General features: G+C 61.4%; 22 protein-coding genes. 10 read left to right on the top strand and 12 right to left on the bottom strand.

Going from position 1 to position 23,968, the window contains the following annotated elements:
• Positions 1–62: 62 nt before the first annotated feature.
• On the bottom strand, positions 63–1,010 hold the full coding sequence (locus QN219_RS05620) for a carbohydrate kinase family protein (RefSeq protein WP_283998605.1): 948 nt from the start codon (positions 1,008–1,010) through the stop codon (positions 63–65).
• A gap of 267 nt (positions 1,011–1,277) precedes the next feature.
• Between QN219_RS05620 and recA the strand changes: the two genes are divergently transcribed.
• Positions 1,278–2,369 carry a recombinase RecA gene (recA, locus tag QN219_RS05615; protein WP_173513243.1) on the top strand — a complete coding sequence of 364 codons (1,092 nt, stop codon included), beginning with the start codon at positions 1,278–1,280 and terminating at the stop codon, positions 2,367–2,369.
• Between the two features lie 223 nt (positions 2,370–2,592).
• Complete coding sequence (gene alaS / locus QN219_RS05610; RefSeq protein WP_283998604.1) at positions 2,593–5,256, top strand: alanine--tRNA ligase; 2,664 nt, start codon at positions 2,593–2,595, stop codon at positions 5,254–5,256.
• A 45-nt stretch (positions 5,257–5,301) separates the two neighbouring features.
• On the opposite strand, the gene QN219_RS05605 is transcribed toward alaS, so the two are convergent.
• From QN219_RS05605 to QN219_RS05595, 3 genes are all read right to left on the bottom strand, one after another.
• Positions 5,302–6,960 carry a SulP family inorganic anion transporter gene (locus QN219_RS05605; protein ID WP_283998603.1) on the bottom strand — a complete coding sequence of 553 codons (1,659 nt, stop codon included), beginning with the start codon at positions 6,958–6,960 and terminating at the stop codon, positions 5,302–5,304.
• 135 nt (positions 6,961–7,095) lie between these two features.
• Positions 7,096–7,863, bottom strand: a complete 768-nt coding sequence (locus QN219_RS05600; protein ID WP_283998602.1) for an HAD family hydrolase — start codon at positions 7,861–7,863, stop codon at positions 7,096–7,098.
• 90 nt (positions 7,864–7,953) lie between these two features.
• Positions 7,954–9,168 (bottom strand): NADP-dependent isocitrate dehydrogenase, encoded by a 1,215-nt coding sequence (locus QN219_RS05595; RefSeq protein ID WP_283998601.1) that lies wholly within the window; start codon positions 9,166–9,168, stop codon positions 7,954–7,956.
• 311 nt (positions 9,169–9,479) lie between these two features.
• On the opposite strand from QN219_RS05595, the gene QN219_RS05590 reads away from it, so the two are divergent.
• Entirely contained in the window at positions 9,480–10,310 is an 831-nt protein-coding gene (locus QN219_RS05590; RefSeq protein WP_283998600.1) for an RNA methyltransferase, read from the top strand.
• Positions 10,297–11,142 carry a glutamate racemase gene (gene murI / locus QN219_RS05585; protein WP_283998599.1) on the top strand — a complete coding sequence of 282 codons (846 nt, stop codon included), beginning with the start codon at positions 10,297–10,299 and terminating at the stop codon, positions 11,140–11,142. Before QN219_RS05590 ends, murI begins: the two co-directional genes overlap by 14 nt.
• Here murI and QN219_RS05580 read toward each other — a convergent pair.
• On the bottom strand, positions 11,139–11,330 hold the full coding sequence (locus tag QN219_RS05580) for a hypothetical protein (RefSeq protein ID WP_283998598.1): 192 nt from the start codon (positions 11,328–11,330) through the stop codon (positions 11,139–11,141). The genes murI and QN219_RS05580 overlap by 4 nt on opposite strands.
• A gap of 259 nt (positions 11,331–11,589) precedes the next feature.
• Between QN219_RS05580 and QN219_RS05575 the strand changes: the two genes are divergently transcribed.
• The 5 genes from QN219_RS05575 (at position 11,590) to QN219_RS05555 (ending at position 16,819) form a co-directional block, all read left to right on the top strand.
• Positions 11,590–13,104: an ATP-binding protein gene (locus tag QN219_RS05575; RefSeq protein ID WP_283998597.1), complete on the top strand. Its 1,515-nt coding sequence runs from the start codon at positions 11,590–11,592 to the stop codon at positions 13,102–13,104.
• Positions 13,105–13,348: 244 nt separating this feature from the next.
• A complete protein-coding gene (gene rpsD, locus QN219_RS05570; protein WP_173513251.1) occupies positions 13,349–13,966 on the top strand; it encodes a 30S ribosomal protein S4 in 618 nt (205 codons plus the stop codon).
• Between the two features lie 97 nt (positions 13,967–14,063).
• Positions 14,064–15,011: a glutaminase gene (locus QN219_RS05565; RefSeq protein WP_283998596.1), complete on the top strand. Its 948-nt coding sequence runs from the start codon at positions 14,064–14,066 to the stop codon at positions 15,009–15,011.
• Between the two features lie 102 nt (positions 15,012–15,113).
• The gene (ttcA, locus tag QN219_RS05560; protein ID WP_283998595.1) at positions 15,114–15,998 is read left to right on the top strand and encodes a tRNA 2-thiocytidine(32) synthetase TtcA; all 885 of its coding nucleotides are present in this window, start codon (positions 15,114–15,116) and stop codon (positions 15,996–15,998) included.
• The gene (locus tag QN219_RS05555) at positions 15,995–16,819 is read left to right on the top strand and encodes an inositol monophosphatase family protein (protein ID WP_283998594.1); all 825 of its coding nucleotides are present in this window, start codon (positions 15,995–15,997) and stop codon (positions 16,817–16,819) included. Before ttcA ends, QN219_RS05555 begins: the two co-directional genes overlap by 4 nt.
• Positions 16,820–16,822: 3 nt before the next feature.
• Here the strand turns inward: QN219_RS05555 and QN219_RS05550 are convergent, their stop codons facing one another.
• Positions 16,823–17,782: a LysR family transcriptional regulator gene (locus QN219_RS05550; RefSeq protein ID WP_283998593.1), complete on the bottom strand. Its 960-nt coding sequence runs from the start codon at positions 17,780–17,782 to the stop codon at positions 16,823–16,825.
• 87 nt (positions 17,783–17,869) lie between these two features.
• Between QN219_RS05550 and QN219_RS05545 the strand changes: the two genes are divergently transcribed.
• Complete coding sequence (locus QN219_RS05545; protein ID WP_283998592.1) at positions 17,870–18,319, top strand: cupin domain-containing protein; 450 nt, start codon at positions 17,870–17,872, stop codon at positions 18,317–18,319.
• Between the two features lie 61 nt (positions 18,320–18,380).
• Here the strand turns inward: QN219_RS05545 and QN219_RS05540 are convergent, their stop codons facing one another.
• The 6 genes from QN219_RS05540 to QN219_RS05515 form a co-directional block, all read right to left on the bottom strand.
• On the bottom strand, positions 18,381–19,688 hold the full coding sequence (locus QN219_RS05540; protein WP_283998591.1) for a multidrug effflux MFS transporter: 1,308 nt from the start codon (positions 19,686–19,688) through the stop codon (positions 18,381–18,383).
• An 87-nt stretch (positions 19,689–19,775) separates the two neighbouring features.
• Entirely contained in the window at positions 19,776–21,014 is a 1,239-nt protein-coding gene (locus QN219_RS05535; RefSeq protein ID WP_283998590.1) for a multidrug effflux MFS transporter, read from the bottom strand.
• A gap of 459 nt (positions 21,015–21,473) precedes the next feature.
• Entirely contained in the window at positions 21,474–21,809 is a 336-nt protein-coding gene (grxD, locus tag QN219_RS05530; protein WP_153440927.1) for a Grx4 family monothiol glutaredoxin, read from the bottom strand.
• Between the two features lie 136 nt (positions 21,810–21,945).
• Complete coding sequence (locus tag QN219_RS05525; RefSeq protein WP_283977286.1) at positions 21,946–22,188, bottom strand: hypothetical protein; 243 nt, start codon at positions 22,186–22,188, stop codon at positions 21,946–21,948.
• Between the two features lie 6 nt (positions 22,189–22,194).
• The gene (locus tag QN219_RS05520; protein ID WP_057248940.1) at positions 22,195–22,428 is read right to left on the bottom strand and encodes a BolA family protein; all 234 of its coding nucleotides are present in this window, start codon (positions 22,426–22,428) and stop codon (positions 22,195–22,197) included.
• Positions 22,429–22,654: 226 nt separating this feature from the next.
• Positions 22,655–23,968: AIR synthase-related protein (locus QN219_RS05515; protein ID WP_283998589.1), on the bottom strand; the 1,314-nt coding region annotated here is incomplete at its 5' end.

The following is a 23,968-nucleotide window of genomic DNA, read 5'->3' as shown; positions in this document are numbered from 1 at the left end:
GAACGAGATGGGGCTGGCAAACCGCTCAGACCTTTCCTCGCTTGGAGCTCGTCTGTCATTTCTCATGACAGCATTTGCGGAGCCGGCACAAGGGCCAGCGCCTGTTCGAGATTGCTCGCGGACATCTCGTCCGAGACGGCGGACGGCGAACGAAGCGTTATGTTGGCGGCGGCAATGCCGTGGCGTAGGCATCTGCCGAGATCGAGACCCGAAAGCCGCGCTGCCAGGAAGCCCGACGCCAATGCGTCGCCGGCTCCGGTGACGTCCGCAAGTGCCGGAAGGGCGGGCGGTACGACGAGGCAGGCCTCTTCCCGGTCGAAGGCGACAGCAGCGCCGCCGCCACGCGTCACGACGCCGCCTGCGAGGCCGGCCTCCCGCAACAACAGTGGCCAGTTTTCGGGTCGGCCGGCGTCAGTTTCGGTCAGGGCACGTGCTTCGGCCTCATTCATGAACAGAAAGTTCAGCCCTGTCAGGCATTTCCTGAAGCGGGTCACCTTTGCCGGCGACACCGCGATGCCGGCAACAAGCCGGCCGTCACCGGAGGCCAGGCTGACCAGTGCGGCAAGTATTTCTTTAGGCAGATTCGCATCCATCAGCACCAGGTCGCTCGCCGCCAATATTTCGCGCATCGCGCGCTGTTGCAGCCGGCGCGGCGAAAACAGCTGGTAGAGATCCATGTCAGCAAGCGCGATGACGAGATTGCCGTCGTTTTCGAGGATCGCGGTATAGCTCGGCGTCTTCCGGTCGAGAAAGGTGAAGGCGCAATCGATTACACCCGCCGCGGCCGCGGCCGCCGCCACCATTTCGCCCGCGGCGTCGCCGCCACGCGGGCTGATCATCCGCACGCGGTGACCAAGGCGGGCAAGGTTTCTCGCCGCATTGAAGCCGCCGCCGCCCGCTTCCTCGAACCACGAGCCGGGATTGCTCGCGCCGGGAGCAGTGACGCCGCGGATACGGCCGCGACGATCGATGTGGGCGCCGCCGAATACGGCGATTTCCCGTTGTTTCATAAAAGCTCCTCTTTGGATTGCTTCAATCCGAAATCACAGACGGGGCACGGTCGCGAATCGCGCCGGTATCGCCAAACCTGGCCGCGGTCCGGCATGGCCTGTGGAAATGTGGTACAATGTCCGTGAACAAGAATCGAACGCAACGAAAATAACCCTTACCATTCAATTGGTTGCCACTCTGTTGCCAAAGCGGAACAAAACATGTACAAAAACTCCTGCGGCGGCTTCATTGCCTCGATAGCTCCAATAACCTAAAGGTGGGACCAAATGGCACAAAACTCTTTGCGGCTCGTAGAGGACAAATCGGTGGATAAAAGCAAGGCACTTGAGGCGGCTCTCTCCCAGATCGAACGGTCGTTCGGCAAGGGATCGATCATGAAGCTCGGCGCGAAGGACAGCGTAATCGAGATCGAAACTGTTTCGACCGGTTCGCTCGGCCTCGATATCGCGCTCGGCATCGGCGGCCTGCCGAAAGGGCGCATCGTTGAAATCTATGGCCCGGAAAGCTCGGGCAAGACGACGCTGGCGCTGCAGACCATTGCGGAAGCGCAGAAGAAGGGCGGCATCTGCGGCTTCGTCGATGCCGAACATGCGCTCGATCCGGTCTATGCGCGCAAGCTCGGCGTCGATCTCGAAAACCTCCTGATCTCGCAGCCGGACACCGGTGAACAGGCGCTCGAAATCACCGACACGCTGGTCCGTTCCGGCGCGATCGACGTGCTCGTCGTCGATTCGGTTGCAGCCCTTGTGCCGCGCGCTGAAATCGAAGGCGAAATGGGCGACAGCCTGCCGGGCATGCAGGCCCGCCTGATGAGTCAGGCGCTGCGCAAGCTGACCGCTTCGATCTCCAAGTCCAACTGCATGGTGATCTTCATCAACCAGATCCGCATGAAGATCGGCGTCATGTTCGGTTCGCCGGAAACGACGACGGGCGGCAACGCGCTGAAGTTCTATGCATCGGTGCGCCTCGATATCCGCCGCATCGGTTCGGTCAAGGAGCGTGAGGAAGTCGTCGGAAACCAGACCCGCGTCAAGGTCGTCAAGAACAAGATGGCGCCCCCCTTCAAACAGGTGGAGTTCGATATCATGTATGGCGAGGGCGTCTCCAAGACCGGCGAGCTCATCGATCTTGGCGTCAAGGCCGGCATCGTCGAGAAGTCCGGCGCCTGGTTTTCCTACAACAGCCAGCGCCTCGGCCAGGGTCGGGAGAACGCGAAACTTTTCTTGCGTGACAATCCCGATCTTCTGCGCGAGATCGAGATGGCTCTGCGGCAGAATGCCGGGCTGATCGCCGACAAGTTTCTGGAGAACGGTGGACCCGAGAGCGATGACGACGGCGACGCAGCGGCCGAAATGTAAGATCTGAGGCGGCAAGTTCTAAATAGAGCCGGTCGTTCCTTCGGACGGCCGGTTTTTTGCTGCCGTCTGGACAGCGTGATAGACGAAAGATAAAAGCCTGTGGTTCCGGCGGCTGAGGGCGTTGGTGGGCGCGACTGTCACGGACAGACGCGGGGTTGAGATGGCGGTGCGCGGCCCGAAAGGTGCGGTCGCAACCGGGAATGATGCACAGATAGGACGCAAAATGAGCGGCGTGAATGAAATTCGGTCGATGTTTCTCGACTATTTCCGGAAGAACGGCCACGAGATCGTGCCGTCGAGCCCACTTGTGCCGCGCAACGACCCGACATTGATGTTCACCAATGCGGGCATGGTGCAGTTCAAGAACGTCTTCACCGGCCTGGAGCAGCGCCCCTATTCGACGGCCGCGACCGCTCAGAAGTGCGTGCGCGCCGGCGGCAAGCACAACGATCTCGACAATGTCGGCTATACCGCCCGGCACCACACCTTTTTCGAGATGCTCGGCAACTTCTCGTTCGGCGACTATTTCAAGGAACGCGCCATCGAGCTTGCCTGGAACCTCATCACCAAGGAATACGGGCTCGATGCCAAGCGTCTGCTGGTGACTGTCTACCACACAGACGATGAAGCCTTCGGCCTCTGGAAAAAGATCGCCGGCTTCAGCGACGACCGGATCATCCGCATTCCGACCAGCGATAATTTCTGGGCGATGGGCGATACCGGACCCTGCGGCCCGTGCTCGGAGATCTTCTACGATCACGGCGAGCATATCTGGGGCGGACCGCCCGGATCGGCCGACGAGGATGGCGACCGCTTCATCGAGATCTGGAACCTCGTTTTCATGCAGTACGAGCAGATCACCAAGGAAGAGCGCGTCGACCTGCCGCGCCCGTCGATCGATACCGGCATGGGACTGGAACGCGTCGCCGCCGTCCTTCAGGGCCAACACGACAATTATGACATCGACCTGTTCCGCGCATTGATCGCTGCTTCCGAAGAGGCAACCGGCGTAAGGGCGGAAGGCGATCGCCGCGCAAGTCACCGCGTCATCGCCGATCATCTGCGTTCCTCCGCCTTCCTGATCGCCGACGGTGTGCTGCCCTCGAATGAAGGCCGCGGTTATGTGCTGCGCCGCATCATGCGTCGCGCCATGCGCCACGCACAGTTGCTCGGCGCGCAGGAGCCGTTGATGTGGAAGCTCCTGCCGGCGCTCGTCGAGCAGATGGGCCGCGCCTATCCGGAGCTCGCCCGCGCCGAAGCGCTGATTTCCGAAACGCTGAAGCTGGAAGAGAAGCGCTTCCGCAAGACGCTCGAGCGCGGTCTGAACCTTCTTTCCGAAGCCTCGGCAGATCTTTCCGAGGGCGACCAGTTCAACGGCGAGACTGCCTTCAAGCTCTACGACACCTATGGCTTCCCGCTCGACCTGACGCAGGACGCGCTGCGCGCCAAGGGCATCACCGTCGACACCGACGCTTTCTCGGCAGCCATGGAACGGCAGAAGGCCGAAGCGCGAGCCAACTGGGCTGGGTCGGGCGAGGCCGCGACCGAGACGATCTGGTTCGAACTCAAGGAGAAGCACGGCGCGACCGAATTCCTCGGCTATGACACCGAATCCGCCGAGGGTGTGATTCAGGCGATCGTCCGCGATGCCGCGGCGGTCGAGTCCGCCGCCAAGGGCGAGAGCATCCAGGTGATCCTCAACCAGACGCCCTTCTATGGCGAATCCGGCGGCCAGATGGGCGACACCGGCGTCATTACGACCGAGACCGGCAAGCTGATGGTCACGGATACCCAGAAGCGGGGCGAGGGGCTTTTCGTCCACTATTGCGTTGTCGCCGAAGGCAGCGTGAAAACCGGCGAGGCCGCGGCGCTGACCGTCGATCATGCGCGTCGCACCCGGCTTCGCTCCAATCACTCCGCGACCCACCTGCTGCACGAGGCGCTGCGCGAGGTGCTCGGCACGCATGTGGCACAGAAGGGCTCGCTTGTGGCACCGGACCGGCTGCGCTTCGACGTGTCGCATCCCAAGCCGATGACTGCGGAGGAACTGAAGGTCGTCGAGGAGATGGCGAACGAGATCATCGTCCAGAATTCGCCGGTGACGACGCGGCTGATGACCGTCGACGATGCGATTGCTGAAGGCGCTATGGCACTCTTCGGCGAGAAATACGGCGATGAGGTCCGTGTCGTTTCGATGGGGCAAGGCGTTCGCGGCTCGAAGGCGGGGAAACCGTACTCGGTGGAACTCTGCGGTGGCACGCATGTGTCTGCCACCGGCGATATCGGCGTTGTGCGGATCGTTTCGGAAAGTGCGGTCGGTGCCGGTGTGCGCCGAATCGAGGCTCTGACCGGCGAGTCGGCTCGCGCCTATCTCAACGAACAGGATGAGCGCGTCAAAACGCTGGCGTCCACGCTCAAGGTTCAGCCGGCGGACGTTCTCGGGCGGATCGAGGCACTGCTTGATGAACGGCGCAAGCTGGAGCGGGAATTGACAGAGGCGAAGAAGAAGCTTGCGCTCGCCGGCGATGGGCAGAATGGCTCGGCCGACGCCGCCCGCGATATCGCAGGCGTCCGATTCCTTGGCAAGGTCGTTTCCGGCGTCGAGCCGAAGGACCTGAAGAGCCTTGCCGATGACGGCAAGAAAACGCTCGGTTCCGGCGTTGTCGCCTTCGTCGGTGTTTCCGGCGACGGCAAGGCGAGTGCGGTGGTGGCTGTGACTGACGACCTCACTTCGAAGGTCAGCGCCGTCGACCTGGTGCGCGTCGCATCCGCCGCACTTGGCGGCAAGGGCGGCGGCGGACGCCCGGACATGGCCCAGGCCGGCGGTCCGGACGGCAACCGTGCAGCCGAGGCGATCGAAGCGGTCGCCGTGGCGCTCGCCGGCTGAACGGATCCCGAATGAACGGAAGAAAGGGCGCTGCGGCGCCCTTTTTCATGCGGTCTTTTCGCTGCGAATGCTCGCGAGCGCCGCCTGGACCGAAGCGCGCATGATAACGCGCGGCGGACGAACGTCGTGCTGGCGGAGCGTGCGGCGGACCTGCGACCTCGCACCGGTGATGATGAAACGTACGCCCGTCCGCTCGGCCTTCCGCAGCGTCCCCTCGATCACATTGGCGGCGGTCGAATCCATGAAGGGCACCTCCGAGCAATCGAGAATGAAGTTCCGGCGCTGATCGGCGATCCGGTCGAGGACGGTGCCGACGGTCGCCGCCGAACCGAAGAAGAAGATGCCCGAAATCCGATAGATCACCGTATCAGGGTCATCCGCAATGGTAGGATGTTCCACCTCGCCATTTTCCTGCTTCATGGCCTCCAGCGGTTTTGTTTCTCCGACCGAGATGCTCCTTGCCATGCGGTCGATGAAGAGAACGGCGCCGAGGGCGAAGCCGATAACGATGCCTTCCGTGAGTTCGCGGAAAACGACAATGATGAAGGTGGCGAGAAGGACGACCGCGTCGCCGTAAGAGGATCGAAGGAGCGCCGTGAATGCCGGCTTCTCGATCATGTTCCAGGCAACGATGGCAAGCACGCCGGCCAGCGACGCAAGCGGGATGTAGCTCGCAAGCGGGGCGGCGAGAAGCATGAACAGAAGGAGAAAGGCCGAATGCAGCATGCCAGAAACCGGGCTTGTTCCGCCGGCACGCACATTGGTCGCCGTACGGGCGATCGTCCCGGTGACGCAGATGCCGCCAAAGAGCGCCGAGCAGACATTCGCGATCCCTTGCGCGATCAGTTCCATGCTCGAGCGATGTCGCCGGCCGGTCATGCCGTCGGCGACGACGGCCGACAGCAATGACTCGATCGCGCCGAGCAGTGCAAACGAGACGGCATCCGGAAAGACGGCGGCTGCCTTCTCTAGCGATAAAGGCGGCAGCGCCGGCAAAGGCAGGCCATGCGGAATGCCGCCGAAGCGCGTTCCGATCGTTTCCGCCGGCAATTGCAGCAGAGCGACGAAGGCAGAAGCGGCAGCGACGGCGATCAGCATGCCGGGCCAATGCGGCCGCAGCTTTCGCAGCGCGAGAATGATGCCGATCGTCAACGCCGCCGTCAGAACTGCTGCCCAGTTGACCGTACCGGCGGCAAGTCCAAGCGTCGCAAGCTTCTCGATGATGGGCCCGGGCTCGCGGCCGTTCAGAGTGAGGCCGAAGAGATCGCGCAATTGGCTGGCGAAGATGATCACCGCGATCCCGGCGGTGAAGCCCACGGTCACCGGATAGGGAATGAACTTGATGTACTTGCCAAGCCGCAGGTAACCCGCGACAACGAGCATGATGCCCGACATCGCCGTTGCAAGCAGCAGGCCGTCGAGACCGTGCCTGGCGCCGGTTGCAGCCACTAGCACGATGAAAGCGCCGGCAGGGCCGCCGATCTGGACGCGGCTGCCGCCGAGGAGCGAAACCAGAAAGCCGCCGACAATCGCCGTGTAGAGACCGCGATCGGGCGTCACGCCGGACGCGATGGCAATGGCCATGGACAGCGGCAGCGCGACGATCGCGACGGTCAGCCCGGCAAAGGCGTCCGCCTTCAAGCGAGCGCGACCGTACCCCTCTTTGAAGACGCTTACCGTTTTGGGGACGAGAGAATCAGGCATCGACGAGACGTTTCCGGATCTCATTATGGCGGGCCAAACGTGCTGGGCACGATCAGACTATCTGAGTCGTTACGCCCGACAAGCGGACACGATCGAGCGCCTGATATCCGCAGGATTTGTCAAATCGATCGATGCTCAGTTGCTTTCGCGAATGACGCCCCAGCGTCGCAGGCCTTCGAGTACGCCGTCGGCATGGGAGCCGCGGGCGAGAAGATGCCGACGCTGATGCGCAACCGCCTGCCGCAGCTCGGGGAGGGCATTCGCGACCACCACGCCGCGAACTTGCGGCAAGTCGAACATCTCGCAGTCGTTGCCGGTGTCCCCGGCAACGACCACCTCGTCGAAGCTCAGTGAAAGTTCCCGGCATATCCAGGCGAGCGCGCCGCCTTTGCCGCCGGCGCGGGGCAATATGTCGAGGTCCCGGTTGCTGGAATAGATCAGTTTCACGTCCAGGCCGGCGCTCGCCAATTGTCCTGCAATGTCCCGGAGCCGATCTTCTCCGGCATCGGGCAGGTTCCAACTGGCCTTGTACCTGGATTGGTCCGCATCTGCCTGACGCCTTGCCCCCTCGACCGCCTGCATGATTGCCGCGACGGTGCCCGGATCGAGGGGCGGTCCCAGCTGCTCTGTGAAGGCGCGCAGTTCGCGACGCACGAGGCCATCCGCTATTGTCGTGCCGACGCCGCCTATCATGTAGTCTGGTGGCGGCAGATCCTTCGCGTCGACGAGCGCGGCAATATCATCGACCATTCGCCCGCTGTTGTAGACGAGAAGCGGCCGGTCAGCAGGGCCAAGAGCCCACCACGCGGCGCGAAACCGCTCAGCCGCTGCGGCATCGCCGAGCAGCGTGCCGTCGATATCCGACGCCAGCAGCTTCACGCGCTTTTGTCGCATCTGTTCCATCGTTCGTTCTGTCTGATTTTAGCATGACAGCCCGGAACGCAAAAACCCGGCGCGAGGCCGGGTTCATGAAGCGAAATCGGTGAAGCGCCCTTAGGCAGCCATCGCCTTCTTGAGGTTATCGTCGATCTTGTCGAGGAAGCCGGTGGTCGATAGCCACGGCTGGTCCGGACCGATCAAGAGCGCAAGATCCTTGGTCATGAAACCGGCTTCGACCGTCTCGATGCAGACGCGTTCGAGCGTTTCGGAGAACTTCGCGAGTTCGGCGTTGCCATCGAGCTTGGCACGATGAGCAAGGCCGCGGGTCCAGGCGAAGATCGACGCGATCGAGTTGGTCGAGGTTTCCTCGCCCTTCTGGTGCTGGCGGTAGTGGCGCGTAACCGTTCCGTGCGCTGCTTCCGCCTCGACCGTCTTGCCATCCGGCGTCATCAGCACCGAGGTCATCAGACCGAGCGAACCGAAGCCCTGCGCAACGATATCGGACTGGACGTCGCCGTCATAGTTCTTGCAGGCCCAGACGTAACCGCCGGACCACTTAAGCGCCGAGGCGACCATGTCGTCGATCAGGCGGTGTTCGTACCAGAGCTTTTCCGCCTTGAACTGTTCGGCGAACTCCTCGTCGAACACCTTCTGGAATATATCCTTGAAGCGACCGTCATAGGCCTTGAGGATCGTGTTCTTGGTCGAGAGGTAGACCGGGACCTTGCGCTGCAGACCGTAGTTGAACGAAGCACGGGCGAAATCGGTGATCGATTCGTCGAGGTTGTACATGGCCATCGCGACGCCGGCGCCGGGTGCATCATAGACGTCGTGTTCGATCGTCTGGCCGTCCTCACCGACGAACTTGATCGAAAGCTTGCCCTTGCCCGGGAACTTGAAGTCGGTCGCGCGGTATTGGTCGCCGAAAGCATGGCGGCCGACGATGATCGGCTTCGTCCAGCCGGGAACGAGGCGCGGCACGTTCTTGCAGATGATCGGCTCGCGGAAGATCACGCCGCCGAGGATGTTGCGGATCGTGCCGTTCGGCGACTTCCACATCTTCTTCAGCTTGAACTCCTCGACGCGGGCTTCGTCGGGCGTGATCGTTGCGCACTTGACGCCGACGCCATGCTTCTTGATGGCGTTGGCGGCGTCGACGGTCACCTGGTCTTCGGTCGCGTCGCGATTCTCGACGCTGAGGTCATAATATTCGAGATCGAGGTCGAGATAGGGGTGGATCAGCTTGTCCTTGATGAACTGCCAGATGATGCGGGTCATCTCGTCGCCGTCGAGTTCGACGACCGGATTGGCCACCTTGATCTTTGCCATGGGTATGCCTCGTAGCTTTGCGGAGCACCGGACGCGATGCCCCCCGGTGGGAGAAATCCAGAGCCCTATAGCATTGTGAACCGGCAAGGCAAAGCATGCTCGGCTGAAACTTTGGATGGAGGAGGGATCAGTGTTTCGGGCCGTGGGGATCCGTTGGCTAAGGACGCTAAACTCGGCCCGGAGTTGATTTCCATACCGCGGGAGAGGCTCACATTATTGATAGCCGTGCTGCGAGCCGATGAACGGCGGACTTTAAATTCTTGATCGATTGTGCGAGGGAAGCGCCGAACAGAAGGCGAAGGCTTAGGGCAATGGCAGGTACCAACAGCGAGCGCGAACTCTTGACGGAAGGTCCCGCGATCATTCTCGCTTATCCGCAACTCGGCGAGAACATCGGCATGGTGGCGCGTGCCATGGCGAATTTCGGGCTGTCGGAACTGCGCCTCGTCAACCCGCGCGACGGCTGGCCGAGCGAAAAGGCGCGTTCCGCAGCAAGCCGCGCCGATCATGTCATCGATGGCGCCAAGCTCTACGGCTCACTTGAGGAGGCGATCGCGGACTTGAACTTCGTCTACGCTACCACGGCCCGTGACCGCGACGGCTATAAGCCCGTGCGCTCGCCGATCATCGCCGCACGCACGCTGCGTCAGCGTTTCAAGAGCGGGGAGGCGGTCGGCATCATTTTCGGCCGCGAACGCACTGGCCTCACCAACGAGGAAGTGGCGTTGGCCGACGAGATCGTGACCTTTCCGGTCAACCCGGCTTTCGCCTCGCTGAACCTCGCGCAGGCCGTGCTGCTCATGTCGTATGAGTGGATGAAGACCGGAATGGAATCGGAAGACGAAACGTCCTTCCAGGCGATCGGGCAACGTCCGGCGACCAAGGAACATCTGCAAGGTCTCTTCGATCATCTGGAAGAGGCGCTGGAGGCACGCAATTACTTCCGCTCCGCCGACAAAAAGCCGAAATTGGTCGAAAATCTCCGGGCTGTTCTGACAAGACCATCCTTTACCGAATCCGAAATCCAGGTGCTGCGCGGCGTCATCTCTTCGCTCGACCGGTTCACCCGCGAAAATCCGCGCGGCTCCGGCGCGCCAGCGGGGCGCAACAGGAAAGTGCAAGGCGGCGGTGACAACGAGTGAACTGAAACCCATACTCGTCTTCGACAGCGGGATCGGTGGGCTGACGGTGCTGCGCGAGGCGCGCGTGCTGATGCCGGAGCGGCATTTTATTTACGTTGCCGACGATGCTGGCTTTCCCTATGGCGGTTGGGAGGAGGGGGCGTTGAAAGAGCGCGTCATCACGCTCTTCGGCGAACTGGTCGCCGCGCACGACCCGGAAATCTGCATCATCGCCTGCAACACCGCCTTCACACTCGTCGGCGCTGACCTGCGCGCCATCTATCCGCAGATGACCTTCGTCGGCACGGTTCCGGCGATCAAACCGGCGGCGGAGCGGACGCGTTCGGGACTGGTCTCGGTTCTCGCAACACCCGGCACGGTCAAACGCGCCTATACGCGCGATCTCATCCAGTCCTTTGCATCTCAATGTCATGTACGGCTCGTCGGCTCGGAAAACCTGGCGCGCATGGCGGAGTCGTATATCCGCGGTGAGAAACTCGATGACGAGGCAATCCTGGCCGAGATCGCGCCATGTTTCGTCGAAAGGGATGGGAAAAAGACCGATATCGTAGTGCTCGCCTGCACGCATTATCCCTTCATGTCGAACGTTTTCCGGCGCCTCGCGCCGTGGCCGGTCGATTGGCTCGATCCAGCAGAGGCGATTGCTCGGCGCGCCCGCTCGCTGGTGCCACTGCCGAATGGGTTCGAGCCATTGAACGGCTTCGATCCGGCCATTTTCACTTCCCGCAGACCCGATTTCGCCACGCGGCGGTTGATGCAGGGCTTTGGATTGACGGTGATTGCAAACACCGTGCCCGACGAGCGGGCGAAACCCAGCCAAGCTATTGTTTAGAAAACGTCCAGCAAGAACAAAAGTCCGCCGACAAGGACAGCCAAGACGCCTGCGACAATCGCGTTGGCAATCTTCATTTTCGCCGCTTCCTTCTTGGATATGACCCGATGGGCGTCTTCGTGCGCTTCGCGCATGCGTTCATCGAGCTTGTACATCTCGAATTGTTGTTTGGTTTCGTTCTGGTGCATCGCTGTCTCTAGCAAGCTGTGACGGACCATACTCATATGTGGACGATCGCGGACCTTAGAAAGATGCTGCGACCCTAATATTCAACTTTCCCTTGCAATGAAGGGGAAGCCGTGAGTTTCCCCTCAGGGCGGCGGGCAACGAAGTATTCCCTGTGGGTTGTCGGAATCTGCGCGATGGTCGTGGGATAAACCGTGCTACGTGTCGCCCGTTTGACGATCCCGACGGATCGCGAATCAATCTGTGATGAACGAGGTATGGATGAAAGTCGGCATCGACATGGGAACGACGTCCGAAGGGACTTCGGCCTCGCTCGATATCGAGGAGCTTCTGGCAACGCGCCTGCTGGTGCAGGGTAATTCCGGCTCCGGAAAGTCGCATCTCTTGCGCCGTCTGCTCGAGCAGTCCGCACCATGGGTGCAGCAATGCATCATCGATCCGGAAGGCGATTTCGTCACCCTCGCCGACAAGTTCGGCCATGTGGTCATCGAAGGCGAGCGCACCGATGCGGAGCTCATTGGCATCGCGACGCGCATCCGCCAGCACCGCGTCTCCTGCGTCCTTTCGCTCGAAGGTCTCGATATCGAGCAGCAGATGCGCAGCGCCGGCGTCTTCCTGAATGCGATGTTCGATGCCGATCGTGAATATTGGTATCCCGTTCTCGTTGTCGTCGACGAGGCACAGATGTTTGCGCCATCGGTCGGCGGCGATGTCTCGGAGGATGTCCGCAAGGTGTCGCTTGGTGCGATGACCAATCTCATGTGCCGCGGCCGAAAGAGGGGGCTCGCCGGCGTTATCGCTACGCAGCGCCTGGCGAAGCTCGCGAAGAACGTCGCGGCCGAAGCCTCGAATTTCCTGATGGGGCGCACCTTTCTCGATATCGATATGCTGCGCGCCGCCGATCTCCTGGGTATGGACCGCCGCACCGCCGAGATGTTCCGGGACCTGAAACGCGGCTCTTTCGTCGCGCTCGGGCCCGCGCTGTCGCGTCGGCCGCTGAAGGTGACGATCGGCTCCGTCGAGACCTCCGCCCGCTCCACCAGTCCGAAGCTGATGCCGCTGCCGGAAGCACCGCAGGACGTCGAGGATCTGATCTTCACGCCGGATCCCGAAGAGTTGACGCGGCCTGTCATGCGCCGCCCGGCTCCGCAGCCACGTCCGGCGACCGACATTCTCGCCGAGCTGTCACGGCCTCGCCCCGAGCCTTTGGCGTCGGTGGAGACCAAGCCAGCCCCGCCGGAGATGTCGCCGGAGGAGCGCGGGGCGCTGCTCGACAGCCTGTTTGCCGAGATCCTGGCCAACCCGGACGCGGCGTTCCGGCCGGACGCCGAACTCTTCCAGGACTTTCTGGTTCGGTGCCGTATCCGCCGCGTACCGGGGCCTGCACTTTCTTTGAGCGCCTTCCGGCGCAAGATGGCCGTCGCCCGGTCCGGCGTCGACGCCGAGACGGCTGCTACCGAGACATGGGCATCGGCGCTCCGGCTTGCCGACCGCGTAACCGAGGACCTGCAAGCGGTGTTTCTGATGATGGCGCAGGCGGCCGTGCGCGGACTGCCGTGTCCTTCCGACGCGATGATCGCGCGGGCCTATGGAACCCATTCCGCCCGCCGCGCACGCCGGCTGCTCGGCTATTTCGAGGAGCACGGGCTCGTCGTCGTGCACGCGGATTTCTCCGGCAAGCGCATCGTTGCTTTCCCCGATCTCGGGAGCGAAACCGCGCCGGGCGATGCAAACGGCTCGGATATCGGCGACGGGGAACGGGCGGCGGCCGAGTGAGAGGCAGTGTATCGAAAATCGCTATGTTTCTGTCATATTCCGTTGACAAATCAGCGACCGATGCGTAAAGACCCGCCCAACGCCGGGCAGCGATGCCCGGTGTTTCATTTGACATGTCCCGTGGCTTCTCCGGCAGCGTGATCGTGAGAGGCCTGTCAGAACTCCCAAACTGGGTTCAGAGGAGGGCGTGTTTCCTTGATCCGGCTTGGCAACAAGCCGGTGTAACTGATTGAAAGGAAATGCGATGAGCAAGCGCGAATCGTCCAAGTATAAAATTGACCGCCGCATGGGCGAAAACATCTGGGGCCGTCCGAAGTCCCCGGTCAACCGTCGTGAATACGGCCCGGGCCAGCATGGCCAGCGCCGCAAGTCCAAGCTTTCCGACTTCGGCGTGCAGCTGCGCGCCAAGCAGAAGCTGAAGGGCTACTACGGCGACATCCGTGAAAAGCAGTTCCGTGCGATCTTCGCCGAAGCTTCGCGCCGCAAGGGTGACACCCCTGAAAACCTGATCGGCCTGCTCGAATCGCGCCTCGACGCCATCGTCTACCGCGCCAAGTTCGTTCCGACCGTCTTCGCTGCGCGCCAGTTCGTCAACCATGGCCACGTCAAGGTCAACGGCGTCCGCGTCAACATCGGTTCCTACCGTTGCAAGCCGGGCGACGTCATCGAAGTCAAGGAAAAGTCCAAGCAGCTCGTTTCGGTTCTCGAATCCGTACAGCTCGCTGAGCGCGACGTTCCGGACTACATCGATGCCGACCACAACAAGATGGTCGCGACCTATGTCCGCGTTCCGGTTCTCACCGACGTTCCGTACCCGGTCGTCATGGAACCGCACCTGGTCGTCGAATTCTATTCGCGTTAATCCGGGGCTTTTTGCCTTGTGAGCTTCCGAAAACCGCCCGGAGACGGGCGGTTTTTTTGTACGAAGATGCCGACCAATCAGTATCGAGGGATGCCGCATGCCGGAGCAGAAAGCGCCGCAAGACCTGCAGGCGATCATCGATGACATTTACCGCGAACTGACGCCGCGCCTCGGCGAGGGCAAAGTGGCCGACTATATTCCGCAGCTCGCACGCGTCGATTCCAGCCGTTTCGGCATGGCAATCGTGACCACCGGCGGTGAGATATATCGGGTCGGTGATGCGGAGATGCCGTTTTCGATCCAAAGCATCTCCAAGGTGTTTACGCTGACGCTGGCGCTTGGCAAGCACGGCGAGAATATCTGGCACCGCGTCGGGCGCGAACCGTCGGGCTCGGCCTTCAATTCGATCATTCAGCTTGAACACGAAGGCGGCAAGCCACGCAATCCCTTCATCAATGCGGGGGCGATCACTGTCAGCGATCTCATCCTCGCCGGCCACACGCCGAAGGAACTGATCGGCGAGATTGTCCAGTTCGTCCGCTACCTCGCCGATGACGACAATATCGTGATCGATCATGAGGTGGCGCGTTCGGAGACGGCAACAGGCTTCCGCAATATCGCCCTTGCCAATTTCATGCGCTCCTATGGCAGGCTCGATCATCCGGTCGAGCATGTACTCGGCGTCTATTTCCATCATTGCGCATTGGCCATGACCTGCGCGCAGCTCGCCAAGGCCGGCCTGTTCCTAGCAGCCGGCGGCACCAATCCATTGACGGGGCATTCCGTCGTTTCGCGCCAACGCGCACGCCGCATCAATGCGCTGATGTTGACCTGCGGTCACTATGACGGCTCCGGCGACTTCGCCTATCGCGTCGGCCTGCCCGGCAAGAGCGGCGTCGGCGGAGGCATTCTGGCCGTCGCGCCAGGCAAGGCTTCCGTCGCAGTCTGGTCACCTGGACTCAACGAGAATGGTAATTCGCTGCTGGGTTCGCTGGCGCTCGAAATGCTTGCCGCGCGCACCGGCTGGTCCGTATTCGGCCCCTGATAATCTCCCCCGAACCATTTTCCCTTGATCTTCGGGACCGGACAGGGCAAGTGCTGGTCTAGGCTTCCGGGCGCTTTGCCTGCATATTCCGAGACCATTGCCATGGAACTTTCAGCATCGCCCCAGCACGACACGGTGAACATTGCCGTGGACGAAGAAGAGACCGGGTTTGACGCTCATCCGCTTTTCGCGCGGATGCCGTCCTCGGTTTCCTTCAATAAGCTCCGCAAGCGCCTGCTGCGGCAAACCCGTCAGGCGCTCGACGATTTCGACATGTTGAACGGCGCCAGACGCTGGCTCGTCGGCCTTTCCGGCGGCAAGGACAGCTACAGTCTGCTGGCTCTGTTGATGGATCTGCAATGGCGCGGTCTGCTGCCGGTCGAGCTCATCGCCTGCAACCTCGATCAGGGTCAGCCGAACTTTCCGAAACATATCCTGCCGGACTATCTGACCTCGATCGGCGTCAAACATCGGATCGAATACCGCGACACCTATTCCGTCGTGAAGGAAAAGGTGCCGACCGGCGCGACCTACTGCTCGCTCTGTTCGCGGCTGAGACGCGGCAATCTCTATCGCATCGCGCGGGAAGAGGGGTGTGATGCTCTCGTCCTCGGCCACCATCGCGAGGACATTCTCGAAACCTTCTTCATGAACCTCTTCCATGGCGGGCGGCTCGCATCGATGCCGGCCAAGCTTCTCAACGACGAGGGCGATCTCATGGTGCTGCGGCCGCTTGCCTATGCAGCGGAAGACGATCTCGCGAAGTTCGCGGCGGCCATGGAATTTCCGATCATTCCTTGCGACCTCTGCGGCTCGCAGGACGGTCTCGAACGCAATGCGATGAAGGCGATGCTTGCCGACATCGAACGGCGCATGCCCGGCCGCAAGGACACGATGCTGCGCGCGCTCGGCCACGTGAACCCGTCGCACCTGCTTGATCCAAAGCTTTTCGATTTCCAATCCCTTTCCCCGGAGCCCAAAGAATGAGCCAATCCGTCGACATCGCCGCACTTGCCAACCTTCTGCAGGAGGCGGCGATCAAGGAAATCCTGCCGCGGTTCCGCAATCTTGGCGCCGGCGATGTGCGCATGAAGTCGGAGGCGATCGATCTCGTCACAGAAGGCGACGAAGCAGCGGAAAGGCTCATCAAGGCCAAGATCGATGCGATCGCGCCGGGCGCTGTTTTCATTGGCGAGGAGTCCGTTGCCGCTGACCCGGCACTGCTCGACAAGCTCGCCGATGCCGATCTCGCAATCGTCGTCGATCCGATCGATGGAACGTTCAATTTCGCGGCAGGCCTGCCGCTCTTTGGCGTGATGGCAAGCGTGGTCGCCAAAGGCGAGACCGTTGCCGGCATTATTTATGATCCGCTCGGAAACGACTGGGTCATTGCGGAGAAGGGGGCTGGCGCCTGGCTGTGCCGGTCCGACGGATCGCAGGAGAAATTGGCGGTGACTGCGGGCGTGCCGCTGGATGCCATGGTCGGCGGTGCTTCGACGGCCTTCTACAAGGAAGAAGACCGCCGGATCGTCATGGGCAATTTGGCCAGGGTCAGGATCGCCACCAGCTACCGTTGTGCGGCTCATGAGTATCGCATCTTTGCCGGCGGCCATCTGCATTTCCTGATGTACCAGAAGCTGATGCCGTGGGACCATCTGGCCGGTACGTTGATCGCCGAAGAGGCGGGCGCTTATGCAGCGCGTTTCGATGGCTCGCGCTATCTCCCCGCCCATACGAACGGCGGCCTGCTTCTGGCAACCGACAAGGAGAGCTGGGACGCGTTGCGGCGAGAGGTTTTCACCGTCTGACATCTAGGCCATGGCCGTCCGTTCGCCTTCATTGAGGGGGCGCATCAACCCGATGATCTTCTCCCTCATCCATCTGTGCAGCGGGCTGGCCGCCGAGCGTCGGTGCCAGACCCCGATGATCAAGGGCGGAACAATCGACATCGGGGGATGGTAGATGTCCAGGCCGATCTGCGGGGCGACCCGCTCGGCCAGCTGACGCGGCACCAATGCGATCAGGTCGCTTTCCGCAACTGCGCGGCAAACGCCGGAGAATACCGGCAAGGTCATCATGACCTTTCGGCGGCGACCCACCCTGGCCAGCGCAGCGTCGCCCATGGCCGAGAAATTTCCCTCAGGCGAGAAAAGCACGTGTCCAATCTCGCAGAACAGGTCCATCGGAACGATTTCGCTTGGTCTTAACCCCGCAGCTGTCAATTGGGGATGGCTGCGTCGCGTGATCACGACGAAGGTCGAATAAAAGAGCGGTTGGCTGCTGGCCCAGTCTGGAACAGGCTGGTTCGGGATCAAGGCCAAATCGGCATGATACTTCTCAAGGCTGTCGATATAGCTGTTCGGAACAAGATCGACGAGCTGCGCCCTGATATTGGGCGCCTGCTTGCGCAGCAGGTCCGCAAGCGCCGGCATCAGCATCTCGGCGAAGAAATCGCTCGCCGTAATCCGAAAGGTTCCCTCCGCCGTTGTGGGATCGAACGTGCTCGGCGGCGCAAAGAGGACTGCAAGTCGGTCCAGTTCCTCCCTGAGCGGCAATTCGATAGACCTTGCATAGTCGGTCGGGACCAGACGGTTGCCTTGGCGCACGAACAGCTCATCTTTCAGCGCGTGCCGCAGCCTGGCCAGCGCGCCCGACACTGCCGATTGGGACATGTTCAGCCGCTTGCCCGCCTGAACTGTCGAACCCTCGCGCAGGATGGCGTCGAGCACGCGCATCAGGTTGAGGTCGAACGTTGCGAAATTGATCTTCACGATAGCTTGTATCTGTACAATCGGTTGGACCGATAGTGCCCCGCAGCATAACCTCAAGTCAATCGGAACACTTTGACGGAGCTACGCATGCACAACGGGATCTTTTACGCCGATGCCATCGATTGGAATGGCGTCAAATATAAGACTATTCTGCCCACCATGGCGACCGACGGCAAACTGTCGATCGTCGACAGCCTATCCCCGATTGGAAGTGGACCTCCGCGACACATCCACGAGGCCGAAGACGAGATCTTCGTGATCCTCACGGGCCGGTGCAAATTCTGGCTTGAAGGCGAAGAGTTCATGCGAGGACCGGGAGAGGCAGTGTTTATCCCCCGCGGATCGGAGCACACCTTCCAGGTCATCGGAGATATTTCCTGCCGCCATCTCGTGATCCTGACGCCCGGCGGCTTCGAGGAGTTCTTCGCGGAAATGGCGGCGGGCCAGTTCTCCATTCCCGACGATATGCCGGCGATTGCAGAAGCCGCAGGCCGGCACAACCTGCGGTTCACCGGGCCACCCCTGGATGTGAACTGAGAGCGTGGCGATGTACAAACCGGCCAGGACGCTTGTTTCCAGCGCGCGGTTGACGACAGCTCTAGATATGGCCGCCGTGATCATGCGCCATGTCCTTGTCGCCGGGATGCGTGAACAGCTTGCCCTTCTCCGCCCAGAGCGTGGCGAAAATGGTGAATAGGCCGAACAGCGCGAAGCCACCGAACAGGGGCTGCAGCGTGCCATTGAAGAGCTGCCCGACGGCGGCGCCGAGTAGCGTCCCGCCCGTCGTCGAGACGAAGCCAGTGATCGCGGTTGCCGTCCCTGCAAGGTGCCCCATGGGCTCGAGGCTGATGGCGGTGAAGTTCGTGGCGATGACGGCGAAGAACATCAGCAGGATCGAGAAAAGCAGGTAGCTGATTGCGAAGGCCGGCGTGCCGACGAGCGACATGACGTAGCCGATAGTTGAAAGCAGAGTGAAGAAGATCATGGCAGCATGCGAGATGCGGCGCATGCCGAAACTGCGGACGAAGAAGCCGTTGGCGAAATTGGCAACTGCAATGCCGCCCGCGGTTCCGGCAAAGGCGATCGGCAGCCAATCGCCGAGACCGTAGACTTCTCCGAAGACCTGCTGAACGCTGACGATATAGGCACAGATAACGGCGGAGAAGAGCGTAAGCCCGATCATATAGCCGCAGGTTATGCGGTTCGTCAGCACGGTGCGGAAGCCGGAGAGGACAGCACCGACCGAAAGCGGCAGCCGCTCCTCCTGCGGCAGGGACTCCTTCATCCGGGTCAGTGCCCAGATGAAGAGGACTGCACCAATGCCGCCAATCAGGATGAAGATCCAGTGCCAGCTCGCGGAGGCGATCACAAGTTGTCCGAGAGAAGGAGCGATGATCGGAATGATCATGAAGACAATCATCACGTACGACATGACTCGTGCCATATCACGGCCGCCGAAACAGTCGCGGACGATTGCCATCGTCGTGATGCGGATGGCGGCGGCACCGATACCCTGGACGAAGCGCATCACGAGCAGCGCTTCGAAACTCGAGGCCTGCGAGGCCGTGAACGAGGTGAGCGTGAAGAAGGCCAAGCCGCCGAGCAACACGATGCGCCGGCCGAAGGTGTCGGAAAGGCTGCCGAAGAATATCTGCGAGAGGCCGAATCCGAGCAGGAAGATGCCAATGACGAGTTGTGCGTCGTTCGCATTTGCGACGTCGAGCGACTGACCGATGCTCTGAAGGGCGGGCAGCATGCTGTCGATCGCAAGCGCGACGCTGGCGGTCATGAGGGCGATCGTCACGATGAACTCGGCGAGGCCCATATGGATGCGCCCCGCGCCCGAGGCACCGTCGACACGCGCGGACTGTTGGGGAATGGAAGATTTTTCTGAAACGGAGGACATTGTTGAATATCCGTAAGAAGAGCTTGAGAGGAGAAATCGGACCGGCGGGGTGGAGGGGCGGCTGACGCCCCCACACCGCGTTTCGGGCTAACCCGCCGGGTTATGCGGTCTGAAAAGCAGGCCGCCCTCGGCGATTAGCACGAATGCGACGGCGAAAATTGCTACTGTGAAAAACCCTGCGGCAAGCGGCGTCACAGTGCCGTCGAAGGCCTGGCCGATGAACGCGCCGATGATCCCGCCGCCGATCGTCTGCGTGAAGCCCAGCACGGAGGACGCGGTTCCGGCCACATGGCCGAGCGGCTCCATTGCCATGGCGTTGAAGTTCGCGGCGATCAGCCCGAACTGGAACATGGTCGCTGCATGCAGGATGATGAAGAGCGGCAACGGCAGCGGCCCCATCAGCGACACCGACAGCCAGACGAAGCTTGCCAGTGTGAAGCCCAGAAGTGCTGCGTGCGAGAGCGCCCGCATGCCAAATCGCTGAACGAGACGCGAATTGGTGAAGGAGGCGATCGCCATCATGCCGGCGAAGGCTGCGAAAACCGCCGGGAACCAGATCCCGAGACCGTAGATGCCGACAAGGATCTGTTGCGCCGAGTTGACGAAGCCGAAGAGCCCGCCGAGGAGAGCGGACGTCGCCAGCGTGTAGAAAAGTGCCAGCCGGTTCGTCAGCACGATGCGGAAGCCGTCCAGTATCACTGAGGCCGTGAAGTCGCGCCGGTTGGCCGGCGCCAGCGTTTCGCGAAGGCTGAGGGCTACCGGGACGGAGATCGTCGCTGCGAACAGCGCGATGACGACGAAGATCATGTGCCATTCGGAGAAGAGCATGATCAACTGACCGATGCTCGGCGCGATCACGGGAACGATCATGAACACCATCATGACCAGAGACATGATCTCCGCCATCTGACGGCCGCCATAGACGTCACGGACGATGGAGACAGTGATGACGCGAGTTGCGGCCGCGCCCACGCCCTGCACAAAACGAAGGAACAGGAGCGCCGTGAAGGTGGGCACGAACACGATCGCAAGCGCGCAGAGGCCGTAGAGCGCAAGCCCGCCCAATAGCGGCCCCTTCCGGCCCAAGCGGTCGGATAGCGGGCCGAAGAACAATTGCGCAAAGCCCATGCCGATGAGGTAGGCGGTGATGACATACTGCCGGTGGTTTTCATCGGCGACCCCGAGGCTGGCGCCTATTTCCTGCAATCCCGGCAGCATGATGTCGATCGAGATCGCGTTGATCGACATCAGCATTGCCATCAGCGCAATGAACTGGAACTTCGTCAGTCCCGAGAGGGTCGCGGTCTGATCAATGGGCCTGGTCATGTCACATGTCCTGCTGATGGCCGCGGGCGGGCAATCGGAATTTGAAACTTGCCCTCCGAACACGAGAGCGCAACGCCTTGAATTTTCGCACTATTCGGATAGAGCAGAGATTGACCCGAGCGATGCGATCGATGCTTTCCGGATCACGCCTCCGGAACTGGCCGACGACGGACGGCCAGCGTGGCGCCGGCCGGCATATTGGTGGTGGGACGCACTTCCACGTCAAAACGAGCGGCGAGCGGAGGTCCGGGCGAGCGGCACCCGCTCCTGTGGCCCTTGGATGGAACCATGCACGTCGCGGGCAACTGATGTCGGGCTATCCAGAACGCTACTGGCGACCGGAAATTTGCCCGCCCGCTCAAGAAGCACATTAGAAATTAGACAATCGAAATGGAGCGCCAGAATCAAAAAAGGCGGTCGCCCGCCTTTCCCGATATATTTCAGAAGACGCCGCTCGGGTCAGGCGGCACCCTTCACGGAAATACCCTGTCCCTGAAGATGCGACTGCAATTCTCCGGCCTGGAACATCTCCCGTACGATGTCACAGCCGCCGACGAATTCGCCCTTCACGTAAAGCTGCGGAATGGTCGGCCAGTTGGAATAGTCCTTGATGCCCTGGCGAAGATCCGCATCGGCAAGCACATTTATGCCCTTGTAGTCGACACCGATGTAATCGAGGATCTGGACAACCTGGCCAGAGAAGCCACACTGCGGAAACTGCGGCGTTCCCTTCATGAAGAGAACGACGTCGTTCGTCTTGACTTCGTTGTCGATGAAATCGTGAATTCCGCTCATTTTGTCTTCCTTCCTGCGCCGGCTTCAAGGACCGGATGTCGATTGGGGCTTAGATAGCATGCGTGCGGGTGATTTTCACCACCCAATCACAACAAATATTGATGGCCCCTCAAAATGTGGCTCCGATACCCCCGGCCTAGGCGGACCGGCGGCGCAGCTTGTTCCTGGCAGCCGCCGTGCGGCGACGGCTCACCTGTTTTTTCGCCGGTTTGCGCACCGCGGCTTCGATGATCTCCGCGAGCAGGCCGCCCGATGCGGCTTTCCTGGTCCGGCGCTTCGTCCGCTTTGTCGCGCTACGCCTTGCGCCGGTCTTCTTCAAGATCTCCTTCAGCGCGCTGTCAACGACACCGCTGACAAGCTCCTTGATCAGGTCCGCCATTGCAACTCACTCCGGCGCGCTGGTCTGGAGGGCGAGTGCGTGGAGCACGCCACCCATATTGCCCTTCAATGCGTTATAGACCATCTGGTGCTGTTGCACGCGGGTCTTGCCGCGAAACGCTTCGGCCACGACTTCGGCGGCATAGTGGTCGCCGTCACCGGCCAAATCGCGGATCGTGACCTTTGCACCGGGAATCCCGGCCTTGATCATGTCTTCGATATCGCCTGGTGTCATGGGCATGATACGCCAACTCCCTTTTATTTTCTGCGCCGGCAGCACTGCCGGCGCCTTTCATGTTCTCAGGGAACCACGATTCAGGTGCGGAAAGCAAATGCTGAATCGGCCCGTTCAGGAAGTCTTCGCGCCTAAACCCTGTCGCGTGAAAAAGAATTCACGCACAGGCTTAGGTCATTGTCTTCGTGCATATCGTTATCGCAAAACCGCTGCACACCTTGCGCGACATGCATCAGTTGTCCGGCGCGAGATCACCGCCCATGTAATCGGGGAACCAGGATTCGTGCACCGAGCGCAGGTCCTTGATCGCGACCGCTTTTGCATCACCAAGCTTGACGGCGTCGCCGCCAGTCTTGCCGATGACCGCCAGCGAAACGCCCGCAGCCTTCGCCCGTTCCAGCACCGCATCGAGATTGCCGGCGGTAGCAGTCACCACATAACGACCCTGGTCTTCGCCGTAGAAAACCGGAATGGGGTCATGCCCCGCCGGAGCGTCGACCGTTGCCCCAATTGCGGACGCCATCGCCATTTCCGCCACCGCGAGGGCGAGGCCGCCGGAGGAGCAATCATGCACCGCCGTCACAAGGCCGACTTCGATCACGCCCCGAACGAAATCGCCAGCCTTGCGCTCATGCGGAAGATCGACATGCGGTGCCGGACCATCGGTGCGGCCATGGATGTCGCGCATGTAAACCGACTGCGCGATGTGGCTGCCCCAGCTTTCCGGCGCCCCGGCAAGCAGGATCGTCTCGTCTGCGGCGGCAAAGCGGATGCGCGCCATCTTCGACCAGTCCTTGATAAGGCCGACGCCGCCGATGGTCGGGGTCGGCAGGATCGCCTGGCCGTTGGTCTCGTTGTAGAGCGAAACGTTGCCCGAAACGATCGGGAACTCGAGCACGCGGCACGCTTCGCCGATGCCTTTGATCGCATGGACGAACTGGCTCATGATCTCCGGACGCTCTGGATTGCCGAAGTTCAGGTTATCGGTCGCGGCAAGAGGCAGCGCACCGGTTGCCGTGAGATTGCGCCAGCACTCCGCGACAGCCTGCTTGCCGCCTTCGAACGGGTCCGCCTCGACATAGCGCGGCGTGACGTCCGAGGAGAAGGCCAGCGCCTTCGTCTCATGACCTTCGACGCGGACGACGCCGGCATCGCCGCCCGGCAATTGCAGCGAATTGCCCTGGATCAGCGTGTCGTATTGCTCGTACACCCAGCGGCGCGACGAGTTGTTGGCGGAGCCGACAAGCTTGAGAAGCGCTTCGGCGACGTCCGCCTGCGGGATGTCGTTGGTGGCGAGCGGCGAGGGAGCCGTTGCCGGCATCCAGGGACGATCGTATTCGGGTGCTTGGTCGCCGAGTTCCTTGATCGGAAGGTTTGCGACTTCATCGCCCTGATGCAGGATGCGGAAGCGCAAGTCGTCGGTGGTCTTGCCGACTATCGCGAAATCGAGGCCCCACTTGACGAAGATCGCCTTGGCTTCCTCTTCCTTGTCCGGGCGCAGCACCATCAGCATGCGCTCCTGGCTTTCGGAAAGCATCATCTCGTA

It is taken from the genome of Sinorhizobium sp. 8-89, from assembly GCF_030124325.1.
In the GTDB taxonomy this organism is placed as follows: Bacteria; Pseudomonadota; Alphaproteobacteria; order Rhizobiales; family Rhizobiaceae; genus Sinorhizobium.
The sequence above is the reverse complement of the archived record's forward strand: the minus strand, read 5'-3'. Positions and strand labels throughout refer to the sequence as shown.